General features: G+C 34.3%; 12 protein-coding genes and 4 pseudogenes. 1 reads left to right on the top strand and 15 read right to left on the bottom strand.

Going from position 1 to position 16,061, the window contains the following annotated elements; genetic code table 11:
* Positions 1-128 precede the first annotated feature (128 nt).
* Positions 129-608 (bottom strand): annotated as a pseudogene (locus I4N53_RS06645) (DUF4351 domain-containing protein); the annotation flags it as partial.
* A 205-nt stretch (positions 609-813) separates the two neighbouring features.
* Between I4N53_RS06645 and I4N53_RS06640 the strand changes: the two are divergent.
* Positions 814-1,128 (top strand): hypothetical protein, encoded by a 315-nt coding sequence (locus I4N53_RS06640; RefSeq protein WP_012994780.1) that lies wholly within the window; start codon positions 814-816, stop codon positions 1,126-1,128.
* A 224-nt stretch (positions 1,129-1,352) separates the two neighbouring features.
* Here the strand turns inward: I4N53_RS06640 and I4N53_RS06635 are convergent.
* The 14 genes and pseudogenes from I4N53_RS06635 to I4N53_RS06570 form a co-directional block, all read right to left on the bottom strand.
* Positions 1,353-1,490: pseudogene (locus I4N53_RS06635) on the bottom strand (plasmid pRiA4b ORF-3 family protein); the annotation flags it as partial.
* Positions 1,491-1,611: 121 nt separating this feature from the next.
* Positions 1,612-2,274: an SdpI family protein gene (locus I4N53_RS06630; RefSeq protein WP_214495895.1), complete on the bottom strand. Its 663-nt coding sequence runs from the start codon at positions 2,272-2,274 to the stop codon at positions 1,612-1,614.
* 206 nt (positions 2,275-2,480) lie between these two features.
* Positions 2,481-2,900 carry a copper amine oxidase N-terminal domain-containing protein gene (locus I4N53_RS06625; RefSeq protein ID WP_214495894.1) on the bottom strand — a complete coding sequence of 140 codons (420 nt, stop codon included), beginning with the start codon at positions 2,898-2,900 and terminating at the stop codon, positions 2,481-2,483.
* Between the two features lie 29 nt (positions 2,901-2,929).
* A pseudogene (locus tag I4N53_RS12390) lies at positions 2,930-3,363 on the bottom strand (VanW family protein).
* A gap of 497 nt (positions 3,364-3,860) precedes the next feature.
* The gene (locus tag I4N53_RS06610; RefSeq protein WP_214495891.1) at positions 3,861-4,790 is read right to left on the bottom strand and encodes an RAMP superfamily CRISPR-associated protein; all 930 of its coding nucleotides are present in this window, start codon (positions 4,788-4,790) and stop codon (positions 3,861-3,863) included.
* Positions 4,791-5,183, bottom strand: coding sequence for a hypothetical protein (locus I4N53_RS06605; protein ID WP_214495890.1), 393 nt, complete (start codon positions 5,181-5,183; stop codon positions 4,791-4,793).
* Position 5,184: 1 nt separating this feature from the next.
* Positions 5,185-6,144, bottom strand: coding sequence for an RAMP superfamily CRISPR-associated protein (locus I4N53_RS06600; RefSeq protein WP_214495889.1), 960 nt, complete (start codon positions 6,142-6,144; stop codon positions 5,185-5,187).
* A complete protein-coding gene (locus I4N53_RS06595; protein ID WP_255549776.1) occupies positions 6,120-9,269 on the bottom strand; it encodes a CRISPR-associated protein Csx11 in 3,150 nt (1,049 codons plus the stop codon). The genes I4N53_RS06600 and I4N53_RS06595 overlap by 25 nt, the downstream gene beginning before the upstream one ends.
* A gap of 1 nt (position 9,270) precedes the next feature.
* Positions 9,271-10,428: an RAMP superfamily CRISPR-associated protein gene (locus I4N53_RS06590; RefSeq protein ID WP_214495887.1), complete on the bottom strand. Its 1,158-nt coding sequence runs from the start codon at positions 10,426-10,428 to the stop codon at positions 9,271-9,273.
* Positions 10,429-10,430: 2 nt separating this feature from the next.
* Positions 10,431-11,735, bottom strand: a complete 1,305-nt coding sequence (gene cmr1, locus I4N53_RS06585; RefSeq protein WP_214495886.1) for a type III-B CRISPR module RAMP protein Cmr1 — start codon at positions 11,733-11,735, stop codon at positions 10,431-10,433.
* Positions 11,736-12,283: 548 nt separating this feature from the next.
* Positions 12,284-13,090 (bottom strand): annotated as a pseudogene (locus tag I4N53_RS06580) (mannose-1-phosphate guanylyltransferase); the annotation flags it as partial.
* The gene (locus I4N53_RS12385; RefSeq protein WP_255549769.1) at positions 13,056-14,432 is read right to left on the bottom strand and encodes a hypothetical protein; all 1,377 of its coding nucleotides are present in this window, start codon (positions 14,430-14,432) and stop codon (positions 13,056-13,058) included. The gene I4N53_RS12385 and the pseudogene I4N53_RS06580, both read right to left, overlap by 35 nt.
* 190 nt (positions 14,433-14,622) lie before the next feature.
* Positions 14,623-15,114 (bottom strand): hypothetical protein, encoded by a 492-nt coding sequence (locus I4N53_RS06575; RefSeq protein ID WP_214495885.1) that lies wholly within the window; start codon positions 15,112-15,114, stop codon positions 14,623-14,625.
* Complete coding sequence (locus I4N53_RS06570) at positions 15,098-16,054, bottom strand: SDR family oxidoreductase (protein WP_214495884.1); 957 nt, start codon at positions 16,052-16,054, stop codon at positions 15,098-15,100. Before I4N53_RS06570 ends, I4N53_RS06575 begins: the two co-directional genes overlap by 17 nt.
* Positions 16,055-16,061 lie beyond the last annotated feature (7 nt).

Here is a 16,061-nt window from a genome sequence, read left to right as displayed (position 1 = left end):
TACCATTTCATCCCTCAAAAAGCAACATAAACATTAAAAATATTTCGACATTACTCGGCAAAAATAAAAACAGGAATAATTCTGTTTGCAAAATTATATCAATATATCAACAAAAATAAAGAGTACCTCTACTTCACAAACCTTTCTAAATCCTCTATTTTATTTATCTCAAATATATTATCAACAATAGCCATCAATGTTTCTCTGTTTGCACCATCTATTTTCTTTACATATTCTTCCGGAACATCTCCAAACTTTTTCTTCAATAATTTAATAACCGTTTCTTCAATTCCTTTTTCTATCCCATTCTTTATGCCCTTCTTTATTCCCTTCTTTTCACGTTCTTTCATTTCTTGTAATATGGTTTTTTCAAGATTTGATATCATTATATCCACCTCCTTGTTTTCATCTATTATTTTCTCTATATTTTCTCGCTCTTTTTCTACTTTTTGTTCTAATAAAAATACAGAAGCTATTAAATTCTCCAACTTTAATAATTCTTCTTTCGTATACCTATTTACATCTATTAGTATATATTTGAAATCTACTGCATATTCTCCGAAGGTTTCATAGGAATTTAGTGTTTCTTTGTAGCTTGTTTTTGCTGTTCACTTACGGACTCCAACATATGTTATCAAAAATAAAAATTCTCTCTTTCAGTTCCTTCAATACAAAGTAAAATCCGTATTTTATCAAGCGTAATGTTTTACCTACTTTTATCCAGAGAAATTTTTACAAAAATTTAGACTTGACCCCTATTGTGAAGCACATATATATATTGATGCATAATATGTATATAGGGGGATATCTATAATGTGTTTTGGTAAATTAGCAAACATCATAAAAGGTATTTGGAAAAATAAAAGTAAGGGCATCGATAAAATAACACTGAGCCTTTATGGTCTTAATATAAGTGTCGAGAGAAAAACAAATATCAATATTCCACATGAAGTAACAGTAGTAGTCCCAAGAGTTGAGCTTAGAAAAAAGATAAAAGATAATGAGGAAGAGATAGAGATAATAATGAATAGTATAACTGTTGTGCACTCTCCACACCATGAATTAGCAGGTTCCCCCTCTTCTCCGGTAATTCCTAAACAGTATTCCCATAAATACAATAAAAATTAATTAAAAATAATTGTTATAGTATATTGACATTAAAAATGCTGCAGCCCCTATAAAAAAGAGCGTATACCGGATATAAGCTATTTGGGTGCATAAATTTTTAACAGTGTTTTTGCGTTGACCTCTTTTTATAATTATTTACCAAAGTGGCAAAGCTCTTACATCCAAAAAAATACCTAAGGCAAATTCTGCTTCAATATCTTTTATGGTATCTCATTTTTCATTTTATTTACAAGGACTACAGTCTTTCTTCGATTTAAGGTGATCAAATCCGCATGCCAAGAAAATAACAAATTTTCTTCTTCATACGCAACGGGTTTTCTCTCTATCACATCCAACAACTTTTTTGTACATTGTATTAACATAGCCTATCACACCAATCTACATAAAAATTCTATTTATCTCAATTTTCTCAGACAAGTCCCTGTGTCCCCTTACCCTTATAACCATATCATAAAAAACTTTACTGTTAATCTCATCCATCCTCTACTCTCCTTTGTTTTTAAAAATTATATAAGAATACACAACCGGTACTATAACAGCAGTAATTAACAGCACAAACATAAAAACAGTCACCCATGTACCTTTGAAAAAGGAAGCAAATAAGCCAATAATACCTGCAATGAGCCATAGTTTCTCAGCTAGCTGATGTGTATTATTCCATACCTCTTCATCTGCTAACGTCCAGGGAGTTCTTATACCTACAAAATAATTATGATAAAGCTTACCCATAACACTCCCAAAACCAATCAACATAAAAGGAATAATAAGATTGCCCATTCTATTTACATCAATTCTATAACCTAATGCAGAATATGCAGAAGCAAAATATACTGCCATGAAAATAATTACCATAACCGCCCTTACTACCCTATAAGCTCCAGCAAATTTGCCGTAATTAGCTCTTTTAGGGTCAATAAGCGGTATAAACAGCATCATAAGGTATATTACTGTAATAATGACAGGCAAAATAAATATATCATGTTTTGATCCAAACCTATCTACTTGACCATAAATATTCCAATGCATTGGAATTTTAGCCGGTAAACGTCCAAAAATGGCAAATGTAAAAATCCATATTAATATGATAATGCCAATTAACCACCAATCCTTTTTTATTTCGTATTTGACATTGTAGTTTTCATCCATACTACATTAAACACTCCCCTCATATCACTAGCTATACACAATCGTTCTAGGAATGACGAAGAAGAACCACCCATATTTCTGTTAAAATATCCCTTATAACCTAAAAACATCCAAGAAAGGAAGAGAAGGAGATAAACAATCCTAGAGAGTAACTCTAATTATCATGATACATGAACTTAGAACAAAAGGCAAGATTCTTATTATTTTCAACTATTTTCTTCACTCCTATTTTCTGCACTCTGTGCATTTTCAAGCCCTATATGTATCATGTCTTCCATCATATCCACTTTAACTTGAAATCCCAGTGTTTCAGCTAAAAATCTTAAAGGCAGATAAACCCTTCCATCTGCTGGAGAAATAAATGGAGCTGCATCCAAGATGTTTTCCTCTTCATTGACAAAATAACGGTCTTCTCCTATTAAAAATTTAACTGTTTTGCCATTGTAAATTACTTCTACAATATTTTCTTCTTTGCTCCACTTCACTTCTGCTCCTAGATGCTCCATTGTAGCTCTAACAGGTTCATAAGTTCTCTCGCCTAATATAAATGCCAAACCCGTATCCTGGTTGTAATTAATATCAGTGCCATTTGCAGTGATTTTAACTTTATAACTTTTTGGTGGCATAGCAGAAATATCCCTCTGCCTAATAAATTCTATAACAATAGCTTTATTATCCGGTGCCGTATAAGTGCGAATGACAATCGCATAAGGAGAAATGTTTTAAATTTTAAGTCCCATTTAGCATCCCAGTCTACTGCTGCATCATCCCCTTTGGGAGCATAGATTGCACCGTACACATGCTTGTGTCTTTCTATGATTTTAAATCCCGCATTAAGTGCCACTCTATACACTCCTGTAGCAGTTTGACATACGCCACCTCCCACATCAGGATAATAGTAATCCCCCAACCATACAACCCTATCACAAATCCCCTTTTGATTGTCCTTTTCCCTACTGCTTTATTAAAAGAAAATATTTCTCCAGGTTTTACTACAACACCATTCAAATATTCAAGGGCTTTAACTGCATTTTCCACGTTCTTTTCAAATTTCGGGTCAGCAGGTGAGTCAACTATCCCTTTGCTCATTATCCCTTCTTCCTTCACAAATGCAAAAGCAGAAGAATTCATGGCTAGCAAAGTGAGAACCATAACTAAAATTATTACTTTTTTCAACATGAATCCCTCCAAAGCAAATTCTCAATATTAACTAACAAAATAGAAGTTATATTCAATTTTTTGAGATTGACTCGTATGTTGAGTTTGTACTTTAAAAACAACATAAATATTAAAAATATTACGACATATTTTGATAAAAATAAAAGCAGTAACAATTTTATATTTAATGCTTCCTCTTCATGGTTTCTAAAATTTTTTAAAAAGGTTTTTTCCAATAATGCTCTTAAATTAGTACCCTATATTTGCAATTTTTCTCTGAAGCCAACTTTTTCATCTTTTCTCTTTAATTCTTTCTCTCTCATATCAAAATTTCTCCTATAAGAGTACCCACATACGATCAAAACTATCTTGGTTTAGAATAGAGGCCAAGGTACAAAGTATCGCAGGATATTCACATTCACGAAAATTTACTCTTTTACCCAGATGCCAAAATCCTGCATCACTTTGAATGTTTCTTCTTCTATAAGAATTGAACCTGGGGACCAACATAAACCATAAGTACTCAATTCTCTACCAGCACCTTTGTTACTCCAATCTCTGCCTACAACGGGTTCTATGCTCCCTTTTATCTTTAGATCAGAAGTGTATTTAACATGAGACCATATAGGGATATCTTTTTCAATCTCCAAGTAAATTTCATTCTCTCTTCCTTCCCATCTTCCCCAAAAACCTAATTTACTTAAGTCGCTATCTTCCTCCTTTTTAGGTTTTCCCTCTCTTTTTAGCAGTCCAAATCCATATCTTCTTTCACCACCAACCTGTAAAGTATCTATTAGCTCAGAAAACTTTACTTGCCTTTTGCCGTACACAATAGAAAAATCATTTTCTTCAAAACCAACAACGGATAATTCATTATCCGAAATTTCCGATACCCACAGTAAGCCTCTCAGGAAAATAGGTTCTCCTTCATCCATAGTATAAGGGCTGATGAATTCAACTTCATGTAGCATTCCTTCTTCTGCTGTGAAAGAATATGCTTCAATGGAAGTAGATGCCAAGGAACTTATGTACCTTTTTTCAAATTCGTTTTGTGATATTCCCTTTTCTTCCGAATTACCAAATTTCAAGCCATCATCTGTATACTTTGGAGTAAAGACTATATTTTTATCTCTATCATATAAATAAAAATAACCAAACCTCATAGCTGCTTTTAAAAACTCCCCAACTTTTTCATAATCTGCCAAAGCTAATCCACGCGTAAGTTTAGCTGTCAAAGCACCCCAAAAGGCTTTTGCAGTAACATACTCTCTTGTCCTGAAAAGATGCATCACCTTATGAAAACCTAAATGCAAAGGGGATTTGAGTCTAAAGGTTAATGAATAAAGATGCCAGCTCATTTATTCCTCACCCGCTTTTTTCATCGCTTTCGCATGAAATCTGGCATAGATCAGCGATTTCTCAAGCACCTGAACAGCAAGCATTAAATCATACAGTCTTGATGCAAGTCCGTCTTTCTTCCTTACTTCTTCAAGAATATCTCCATTACTAATAAGCTGTAGTTTATCCTTCAACACTTCCTTCGCCAACCTTTTTATTTCCTCTGCACCGTGCTTCTCATCATTCCCTCTTGACTCACAAAATAATATAAATGCATACAATCCCTGTTCTTGTAGAACACCCAATGCTTTAGTAATAAGTGTTTCGGCAGTTTTAGGATTACCAAGTCTTTGACTAACCTGTTCTGCAAATTTATATCCATATTCTGCACAGAGTTGGTCTAAGCTCTCCATTTTAACAGTCCCCCTTTTGGAGATTAAGCACTTTAAGTCTTCCCATTCCTCTTGTTCCCATTCCGCCAATTCCAAGGGTTTCAAAAAGTTTTAACCCCTTTTCTACCTGAGCCTTTACCCATTGAATCCCTACATCGCCGTCCCCTTCCGTTTTCAGTTCCTGACCGCCAATATTGAAATACTTGCCAGAGTTGTAAACTACATCAAATCTGAAAACTGTTCCTCTTGGTATTGCCTCATAGGTAAAAAGAGCACCTTCTTCTGCTGTTCCTGTAGCAGGATCTATGCTTACAGAAGTTCTAACTTCAAGGTTGCTATTCACAATGAATGAAAAAACCTTGTCAGAAACAAGCACTGCTCTTTGTTTAATCTTTTCAGGTATTGGAAGGGAATCTATGTTTCCTCTGCCCTGTCCTTTATTCAACATTAGCCAGCCAAAATTTAATCTTTGTTCATTTTGAAGTTGTTGTCCTAAAGGATAAAATCCCTCATCCTGAACCTGAAAATCAGTCTCTAATCTCAAACCCTCCCGTGCTAAAGGAGAAGTTACCCACACGGGACCTACTATTGACGCAACTGGGAAAAATAGAATGTGAGCATCAAAAAATTGAGCTAAACCCTGCATACTAGATCCTGTTCCCCTTGAAAAACCATAAGGGACGCAGACAGGACAAGCGGGATTCACTTTCCCACAATGTTTTTCTCCGCCTTCTCCACCTCTTCCAGCACAGGAGTATTCTTTACCCTCGCTATCTTTCCATCTGTACCTCTCTGTCTTCATAGCCGTATATGCTCTAGCAGATCCACTCAAACTTGTGCCTGGTATTTTGGGGATGTTTGTTCCTGGTTCCCTGATTATCGGCAGATCTACCCTTTCGAGCCTTGCCCCACCAGCCCCCACATGTATGGGGTCAAGGGCTATTGCATAATATGTTTTTACCTCATACAAATTTTCACACATTTTTTTCCCTCCTTTATTGGCTTTACCTTCCTGATTTGAAGATTCCAATGAAGACATAAGTCTAATAAGCCATCTTTTGTTGCCTGCAAAAAATCGTCAAACAATTCTTCAGCTTTTTCACCGCTTTGCGGATAGATTTTTAGAATATTGACTAAATCAGATTTCACAAATCTCTCGAACTCATCTTTTCCATAATCTCGTCTTTTCCTCACATCTTCCCAGAAAGCATAGATTTGAGACATATTCCAGTTTTGAGTTATATTCTGAGTCTTTGAAGATAATCTTTTTTCTATTTCTTCCCAGAGTTCTTGAAGTCGTGTTATATCGTGAAGAAGTCTCAAATCATCGCCAACATTAAACCTATTAGCAGCATTTTCAAGGTAAAGTAACTTGAAGTAGGATGGTTCAATTTCTATTACATCTCCTGGTCTAATTTCTTTAATATGCACAACAAAATTACCATTCCCAGTATAGTCGAAAGAAAAAGTTCTACCAGGATTGCTACCCTTAAATCTAACATAAGGATGCCAGAGGTCTTCCTGTTCGGGATCACCGGTAGAGTAAGAGACTTTCCATTTGAATGGGCTAGAAGCGTAGGTCTCTGCTTTAATCTTCAATTCTATGCTCTTTTCATCTTTATTCTCTCTAATCTTAATCACTTCGGCATCCACAGTTTGAGTTTTTTGATTAAAAGCTTCTAAAAGTCTTCTTCCCGCATCCATCACAACATAGAGAGGCGTTCTTCTGTGAAAGGCTATGATACCAAGGTGGAAAGGTAATCTATCCCTCACCTTTGAAAATTGTATCTCATATTCATTTAAAATCTGCTCAGCAATATCAAGGGCTTCATAAGCAGGTACAAGCACCATGAATTGGTCAGGAAAATCATAGATTTTTACAAAAGGCAAGTATTCTTGGTACTTCTCGTCAGCCGGTTTTGCTTCAGTTATTTTGAAAGCTTGTCCATTCTTTTCGTTTTTCCAGGTTTTATCTCTTTCAGTTTTTACTTTCATTCCTCTTTCATTTAGATTCTTTGATATACTGTCAACGGAGTTCCCAAATTTTTTCAGAATCTCAAGGTTTATCGTGCTTACAAAAATTCCGTTTTGTCTGTCAATGCAGACAGGGCTGAACTTTACACCATCAACATCTATATCACATGTTGAGCCTTCTGGAATGTCTGGATTTGGTTCTATTTTGAACTGGATGCGCTGTCTTCTTGGTTCTGAATCCCAATCATATTTCTTTAAGATCTTTTTAAAAATTGTCTCATTGATAAATTCCTGTGTTGTCTTCCAGATACGGAAAATACGGGCGAGAGACGGATGTTTTCTAAATAACAACCTAACAAGATGTTTTGCTTTTTCAGAATTGTTTGTCAGTGTTAGCGCTTTTCCAGTAGCATCTCTTTCGGCTATAGGATTCCACATGTGTTTATTCGCATCAAATTTATCTGGATGGTATTTTGTTATGATGCGATTGGGATTTTTGGGGTCTTTTATTTTTTCTGCAACCTCTTCGTCTTCTATGAATATAAGTTTATCTATAATTTCTAAGGTTTTCTCCACAAGTTTAACATTATTAGAAAATAAATCTCTAAAAAAAGTCTCTAAGTCGTCCGTTGTTTGAATTTTCATATTTTTTTCTAAAAAGTTTCTATTTCCCTTAGATAAGGAATCTCTCCATTCATCAAAAGTTTGGGAAACAAAAGTATCGATAAACTCCCCGGAAAGCCATTTTCTCAGGTCAAACTGTCCAACTATCAATGCAATGCGATCATTCTTGTCCGCTACCTCATCCAACCACATGGTTTCTCTTAGAGCTTTTTCTTCATTCAGCCAAGTTTTAGCCCGTTTCACGTATCTATCCTTGCACTTTTCACATCTGTCTTCTTCCTCTGGCTTAAGCCTGATTCTACAAACAGGGCAGATATCTTCCCCACCAGCGTTTTGAGATTCTTCAAATTCTTTTTTTAGATTCTCCGTATCACCAATATGGGGATAAGAAATTCTCTTTAAAGATTTTTCTATCTCACTTGCCAAAATAACTATACTTCTGCTGCTATCAGAAATTTCTATCTGCAAACTGAAATCAAGCCTGTTTAAGCCTTTTAATTTCTCGATTATTTCTGATTTTAACTTGCCTATATCGTCAACATCAGGACATGAGAAATAGATACCCGTGGAATCCCTATATATTTCATTTCCCAAAGGATGCTCAAACTCTATGACTTCCTTAATTTTGTGGTATGTTTCTTCTAATTCCTTTTTATAGCCAAGAATGTCCCCCACCTTTAAACCCTTTGATAAAAGTCCAAGAACATCTACGTTTATCCTTAAAATTCTCCACTTCGATTTTCCTTTTGGCTCGTACCATCCATCAATAACCATTTTGGCAAAATTAGATTTCACAAGAGACGCAATGGTATGTGCGTAATCGTAAAGAGAGACTTCGTTAATAGGTCTTCTCGTTTCGCCTATGGTTTTGGGATAATATTCTTTTACTTTAGAAGTAAACACAAGATAATTTTCAAAAGATACAACTCCACTTTGCTTTATATTTTCAAGAATCTCTTTAACCGTTTTGAAGAATTCTTTTTTGATTTCTTTCACTTGAACATTGTCCACTTTATTCAAATTTCTAGAACCTATCAATTCTATTACCTTTTCGCATCCAAAAGCTGTGGCCCTGAAAGTATAAGCTTTTTTCTGCTTCCCTGATTCTCCTCTCCCTGCCAACCCCTTATCTATCCCAGATATAATGCCATGAGCATCGGCAAGAATTCTACAAAGACCCTTTGGATCATTTCCCCATGTATGTTTTTCAATAAAGTCACAGAAATTTTTTATTCTATTACTTGATAATTCTCCAGCATTACCTAAATTTTTGAAATCGTTTATAAGTTTCTCCCAACTATCATCATTTAACAACTCGACAAGCCCCGTATCTTCAAAGAAAGCTTGATTCTTACATACCTTCTGATAGCTAAAGCTTTTCTCCGCATCTTCAGTATCATCTGCATTGGCACGTATAAAATCCTCTGAAAATCTTCCGATTAAATGTAAATAAGCCCCTATCTCGGCAAGGAGAATTGGTGTTCTGTTTTCTTTAAGCTTATCAAGCATGCTATCCACTTTCACCCCTCCAAGTTTTCACCACTTCCTCAAGCTCTTTAAAATTACCGAACTTTTGAGCATTATAAAATCCTCTTATCTCAACTCTGCTTTCCTCCTTATTCCAACCATCTTTAATCACTCCAAAGCCCAAGGATTTCTTTGCTGAAAACCCATAGGTCAGCATCATTTCCCGAACTCCAGCTATAATATCTTTTAAATCCTCAATAACCCTTTTCTTAAACTCATCTTCAGATAAGTCAAACCAGTAATAGTAAAAAGGAACGTAAACAAGTCTGAAAACGCCCTTCGCACTAGCTGGCACAGCCTCAAAATAAATAGGATTTCTACCAGTCTTGGTTTTTCTGTCGTGTGGGTTTATGACCATCATGTCTATTTTATCCCAGAAGGTTGGATAGAAATAAAGCATACCTTCAAGGTGCACATCTTCTGCTTTTTCCCTTCCAAAGAATTCCTTAAATTTCCCTTCTCTAAATTTCCCTCTATAAAGTAACTTTGCATCAGGGCAAAGGTTGTCCAAATGACTTGTCCATCCTGTTGGCTTTTCCTCCCACCCTTTTTCTGTTCCAAATAAAAGAGTATGTTGAAATCGTGCTTCTGCAAATTCATTTGGCTGATTTACTTTTGGTTCAAGAAATATCTTCATCATGGCCCATCTTAAATTCCCTTTCCATGCCATTGCTGATGTGAAAGGAACACCAAAAACTTTGTCCTTCCTCACGGGGATATCAATAATGTAAAGTGGAATATCATCCTGCGATAAAAAAGGTTCTTTTAAAGTAATTGAAAATTCAAGAATCCAGCTCCCTTTTGGGAGTGCATTTAAGTCTACTGAGGAGTTTATGCCCAACAAACCAAGCTCAGATAACCTACAAGCAATATAGTCGTTATAATTTCCGTTTGAGTGAACAAGAGCCTTTAAGCCCATTGGGTAATCCGTTTCCCCAACTTTAGCATAAACATCAGGATCAATTTTATCAGGTCTGCCTTGTCTATCTGGAAACTTCCCCTTGACTCCATAGGCCGTGTCTAAAAGCAGTATTCTTGGTAATACATTCCTAATTTCTTTGTATTTGCCGGAACCGCTTGTGAGGTCATCCACATCATCCTTACTTTCAATTCTGAAACTTGCATAAAAATCATAAATCATTTTTATCCTCCTTCACCTTTTAAAAGGCTTTGAAGATAATTCTTTATGTTATTTTCATTAGGTTTTACTGTATCCCTTAAAGAATCAAACTCTCTCCAGACTTTTAGCTCATGATTTTTTGTTTGATTACCTAAGAGGTTATTCCAAGGAATTGATATGGAACCACTATCGGTTGATGTTTGTTTAATATCATTACCAGTTAATGATTGTTTAAAATTGTCCAGAAAACTATCTCTATCAAATTCTGCAGGTAAGTCGTTCTTTGGAATCCATCCCCAGATTTTGAATTCCCAAAGGTTCTCACCCACCCTATAAGCACAGGAGATATTGATTTTCGAGGCTATCTTTTCAAAAGTTTCTTCTTTTTTAATAGATTTTCTACAATTTGGACACCAGAAATTTTGGGGATTGTCCCTATCCTTTTGTACTTTCCCATAACAACTATGGCAAACTCTATTTGTTGTTCCAAACAAGAAGTTTTCTATTCCTTTATCTTGATTTTTATTATTGTTTTCCCATAATTCTCTTCCATTTCCATATCTCAGCCAGTTTTTAATTGCCGGAGCAATAGGAACAGAACCTGAGCTTATCCATTCAATCATTCTCTGGTCATTTGCACAGGCACCAAGCCCATCTACACTTTTCCACCAATTATCATTGGTTACTTTAAACTGAACTTTAGCAAAAAACATCTCTTTAAGATTAGGAAGTCCATTATCATTTTCATGTCTTAGTATTATCCCTAATTTAGAGGGCCTTTCTTCTGTGATTTTCTCAACTGCATCTGTGAATTCGTTAAAATTAATCTCTGGAAAATTTTCTATTTCTACAACTCCATATCCATGCTGAATTTTAGCTCCTATTCCTCCCCATTTTGATGCAATAATCAAAGGAGTTAAGATTAGACTTTTGTCAAAGTCTTTATCTAAGGCTATTATATTCATTTTCATTTCGCCTTTAATCCCGCTCCCAAGATACCAACCCCTGTTCCTTCCGGATGGTTTGATGTTTATTGAACTTCCCCCAAATACCTTCTCACCTCCATCCACGATCAATTTAAACATCCTCCTCATTCCTGTAGCACCAAAGACAATACATACAGGACAGTAATATTTTTCCCCTCTGTCTTTGCCTTCCCTAGGGCATCTCCCATAACCTGTTGGATCACAAGCATATTTGTCCAGTCCTCTTATTATTGCTTCAAACCACCATCTGATAGAGCCCATAATATTCGTAGATTGAAGTATATCGCTTTTCGTATCAATGTTTCCTGTCCAAATAGGAGTTTTAACCCTCAAGTTAAACATTTTTATTACCTCCAGCTAATTGAATTGCAAGTCAAATTAAAACCCTAAATTTGTTTTCCTTAATCTTTTCTTTATACTTCTTAAGTTAATTTTTGAAACAACTAAAAACCATTTCACCAACCCCATGGCCAAAATCCTCTAGTTCAATTTCCTTTTACTGTAGTGCTATTTTAATAACATCAACTGAGAAAGTTTTACCGGAATCATTTTTCCCATTATTACAGTGGGGGCGTCTTCATTAGTATTTCTAAATTATTTTGCAAGCATCAAAATTATTGAACTTTATTTTTCGAATATATTTACTCCCTCCAACATTGGTAGTAAAGCTGTTTCTTCTTAATTTCTCAAGTTTCCTATATTGTTTTGTTCATATATACTTTGGTTCCTTAATTTACTTATCTGCCCTGTTTCTACTTTCATCTTCATTTTACCATTTTATTTCCTGAAAAATCAATATAAATCTTGTGAAAATTTCGATATATTTCGACAAAAATAAAAACAAGAGATAACCCTCCTGCTTTTTCCAAAAATAGTCTTATTCTAACCTCCTACAAATATTCTCTCTTTTTCTCTTTCAACTCCTTCAATATCTCTTTCACATTCTGTGCCTTATCTTTTGAACAAATTAAAAGTGCATCTTCGGTGTCAACAATTATTACATCTTCTATACCCAATGTCGCAATGAGCCTTTCGTTACCGGTTATTATGCATTTCTTTGTATCTACACTTACTACATTGCCTTTTATGACATTGCCATTATCATCTTTTTCATAAAGCCTTTCAATAGATGTCCAGCTTCCTACATCGTCCCAACCAAAATCTCCTGGTACCACATATGCATTTTTTGCTTTTTCCATTACGCCATAATCTATTGATATGCTTTCAAGTTTTGAGTATTCATCGTATAACACTTTTTCTACATCATCCGCATCAAAATTTTTCCTTATATTCTCCAATGCTTTATATAACTCAGGCATGTATTTTTGTATAGCGTTTAATATTGATGATGTCTTCCATATAAACATGCCACTATTCCAAAGATAATCTCCGCTTTCTACATATTTTACTGCGGTATCATAATCAGGCTTTTCTACAAATCTTTCTACTTTATGTACAGGATTTTTATTTATTATTTCTCTCGTTACTTTCCTGAATTTTATATAACCATATCCTGTCTCAGGACGTGTAGGTTTAACACCTATTGTCACAAGATTATCTCCTGATTCTGCCTTCTCTATTGCTGTTTTTAATACTTCAATATATGCTTCCTCGTCTTTTATGACATGGTCAGAAGGAACAACAACCATTATAGAATCTTTATCAAGCCTTTCTGTATGAAGTGCTGCAAGGCCTAGAAGCAGCTAATTTTGCACCCTTCTCCCTACTCCACGGCACTTTTTCAACGCTCCCTTCCCATAAACCATGATCAATTGACTTGAGTCTGTTTACATAATCACCATCGTACCCTAATAAACATAATATTGTTAATTCTAAATACCATAACCCTAATTCATGGGCTTTCCACCTATCTTCAAAAGATAAAGCTTTGACTTTTTCTTTTTTTACCGGATGAACAATACTATTTCTAATCTCCGTAAACAAATGCGGTCCATCTTCATATCCAGAACTGGTACTAAAAGGTATCTCAGACGGTATTCCAAAATAATGCAATAATAAGCGAAATTTATCCGATTCACGTAACTTGTCATATTTACTTTTTGATATTATAAATTCTTCTTGAGTAAATCTTACCCATGATATTAATTCCAGAGCAGTACTAACCCATATAAACGCTTCTTCCATCAAATCAGCTTCTAAACTATCTATATACCATTCTAATGCCATTATTAAAGGCTCTTCCCATAGAGGATCTTTTAGTTTATCCACAAATAAAGGAAATATTTTCTCCAGCATCTCTGGATGTTGTTTTGAAAACCAAGTAATTTTTCCTTTTTCCCAATTTGAGACCCTACAACCCTGGATTTTTTCCCATATACATGAGCTATTTTTGAAGCCCAATATAACATCTAAACCTACATATCTACCCCTGGCAAATGAAAGTAACCAGAACAATGCATCAAACAAAAAATCAACATCCTGTGGCTTGAATAGCTGTTTATCAGTACGTTCAATCACCCCTACATGGGTTATCTCATACAAGCCTGTATTTCTTAGCCAATTGAATATAGATTTATGATCTGGTCTTTTATCAATAGTTATTTTCCATATATCATAATTTAAGACTATTCTGCCCAGATAAAACCTATTTTCATCTCTGATACTTCTGCCCAATGTATCATCAAAATTCAATATATAAAAATATAGTCTATCAACTTCTTGCTTAGGTTTTTCAATGGTTTTTGTAATTATGCCACTTAATGACGAGCCACTATTGGATGAAAATTTGAAGTTTGTTATTAAAACTTTAGCAGGATCGAAATCCGGTAAATACAAGTACAACTCTTGTGAATTCAAAACTAGATCAAATTCACCTTTTACAACATTTCCTTTAAAATGCATTTTAGGCCTAGGTAATAACGATAGATAAACACTTCCATTATTTAATGTATATAATGTATTTTTATCCTTGTCTTTTATCTCTAAATCACCATTATAAATTATAAACTTTTTTCCTTTCAATGATGGTAAATGCTTACCCAGATATTCATCAATTCCTTTTGTTAGATCATCATTCATAATTTATAATCCCCCAAAAATCTATTTCAAGTACACCTATTGTAACAAGATTGTCTCCTGCTTTTGCTTTTTCTATTTTCGTTTTTAATATTTTAATATCTGCTTTTTTCCGTTTTTGACATCTTCAATCTACTTTTTAGGAATAACTTCTAGCCTTTATTCTTTAAGTTTGATTATTTTAATCAATAAGTTAGGATTGTTCTCTTTTTGTAGAATTAAAGTTTATTATAGCATTTTCTAATAATTCAATATCATTTATTTTCATTGCATCTAACAACTTACTTGTTATACTTCTTGATTTTTGACTAATCCATTCATTCGCTTTATATAGACAGTTTACAAAATCACTATAGTTAAGGCCATGTTCTTCAAAAACAACATATTTCCTAATTAATCGAGAGAATTTATCAAATGCTTCTGGATCTTTAATTCTTAAATTATAAACATCAAGTTGCATTCTTTCATATTCTTCTAGACTTATATATTCTGGCTCTCTTTCTCTTTCACTCAGTATTCTATATAAATTTCTATAATTTAATGAATAACCAGAAAGTTTAAATCTATCATCCTCATATTTTTTTGTTACAGCTAAAACATCTTCAAAAAATTCTGGATATTCTATCCAAAAAGAATATATATTCTTTATCACATTTTGAAAATTAAACTTATTCCTTATATTCATTTGTCACCGTAACTCCATTCTCAGCATATTTCATTTTGTAATACTCAATTGTCTCTTTTAATCCCTCTTCTAAACTATACTCCGGTTTCCATCCAAGCACATCCAATGCTTTTTTATTATCAAGATAACTATGCATTATATCCCCTTTGCGAGGCTCTGTATAAATAGGCTTCAAAGAGGTATTCATGATTTTATTCATCATTTCAACAAGCTCATTTATACTTGTAGGCTTACCTGTGCTTATATTTACAACCTCATTATCTCCTCTCTCCAGTGCTAGAAGATTGGCTTTTGCCACATCTTTTACATAAACAAAATCACGCGTTTGGTTTCCATCTCCAAAAATAACAGGTCTTTCTCCTTTAAGCATTTTATCTATAAAAATAGATATTACCCCACCTTCTCCTTTTGGGTCCTGTCTTATTCCATATACATTTGCATAACGTAAAATTGTATATTTCAATCCATACAATTGCCTGTATACCTCAAAATAATGCTCTGGTGTGTGCTTTGATATGCCATAGTAAGATATGGGGTTTATTCTATGTCCTTCATCAATGGGAAGATACTCAGGATTTCCATATACTGCCGCTGATGAAGCGTATATAATCTTTTTAACACCACTTTTTCTGCAGCATTCCAGTAAATTTACTGTCCCCAGTACATTTACTTTCGCATCAAATACAGGATTATCAATTGATTTCTGTACATCTATTTGAGCTGCCTGATGTATCACATAATCAGGTTTTTCTTTTTCAAATATTCCACATAAGTCGTCATCTGTGATGTCTTTTTTATAAAAAATGGCCTTTTTATTTATAAATTCTTCTTTTCCTGTTGAAAGATTATCCACTATTACGACTTCATATCCATTTTCAATAAACAAATCTGCTATGTTTGAACCTATAAAACCTGCACCACCTGTAACTAAAACTTTCATTACATGT

It is taken from the genome of Thermoanaerobacter sp. CM-CNRG TB177 (genome assembly GCF_018588165.1).
Taxonomy (GTDB): Bacteria; Bacillota; Thermoanaerobacteria; order Thermoanaerobacterales; family Thermoanaerobacteraceae; genus Thermoanaerobacter; species Thermoanaerobacter thermocopriae.
This window is presented reverse-complemented; position numbering and strand designations above follow the sequence as displayed.

Bases quoted from the DNA above. Each gene is read 5' to 3' on its own strand.
- I4N53_RS06640 (WP_012994780.1), top strand. From the start codon at position 814: ATGTGTTTTGGTAAATTAGCAAACATCATAAAAGGTATTTGGAAAAAT.
- I4N53_RS06630 (WP_214495895.1), bottom strand. From the start codon at position 2,274: ATGGATGAAAACTACAATGTCAAATACGAAATAAAAAAGGATTGGTGG.
- I4N53_RS06625 (WP_214495894.1), bottom strand. From the start codon at position 2,900: ATGCCACCAAAAAGTTATAAAGTTAAAATCACTGCAAATGGCACTGAT.
- I4N53_RS06610 (WP_214495891.1), bottom strand. From the start codon at position 4,790: ATGAGCTGGCATCTTTATTCATTAACCTTTAGACTCAAATCCCCTTTG.
- I4N53_RS06605 (WP_214495890.1), bottom strand. From the start codon at position 5,183: ATGGAGAGCTTAGACCAACTCTGTGCAGAATATGGATATAAATTTGCA.
- I4N53_RS06600 (WP_214495889.1), bottom strand. From the start codon at position 6,144: ATGTGTGAAAATTTGTATGAGGTAAAAACATATTATGCAATAGCCCTT.
- I4N53_RS06595 (WP_255549776.1), bottom strand. From the start codon at position 9,269: ATGCTTGATAAGCTTAAAGAAAACAGAACACCAATTCTCCTTGCCGAG.
- I4N53_RS06590 (WP_214495887.1), bottom strand. From the start codon at position 10,428: ATGATTTATGATTTTTATGCAAGTTTCAGAATTGAAAGTAAGGATGAT.
- cmr1 (WP_214495886.1), bottom strand. From the start codon at position 11,735: ATGTTTAACTTGAGGGTTAAAACTCCTATTTGGACAGGAAACATTGAT.
- I4N53_RS12385 (WP_255549769.1), bottom strand. From the start codon at position 14,432: ATGAATGATGATCTAACAAAAGGAATTGATGAATATCTGGGTAAGCAT.
- I4N53_RS06575 (WP_214495885.1), bottom strand. From the start codon at position 15,114: ATGAATATAAGGAATAAGTTTAATTTTCAAAATGTGATAAAGAATATA.
- I4N53_RS06570 (WP_214495884.1), bottom strand. From the start codon at position 16,054: ATGAAAGTTTTAGTTACAGGTGGTGCAGGTTTTATAGGTTCAAACATA.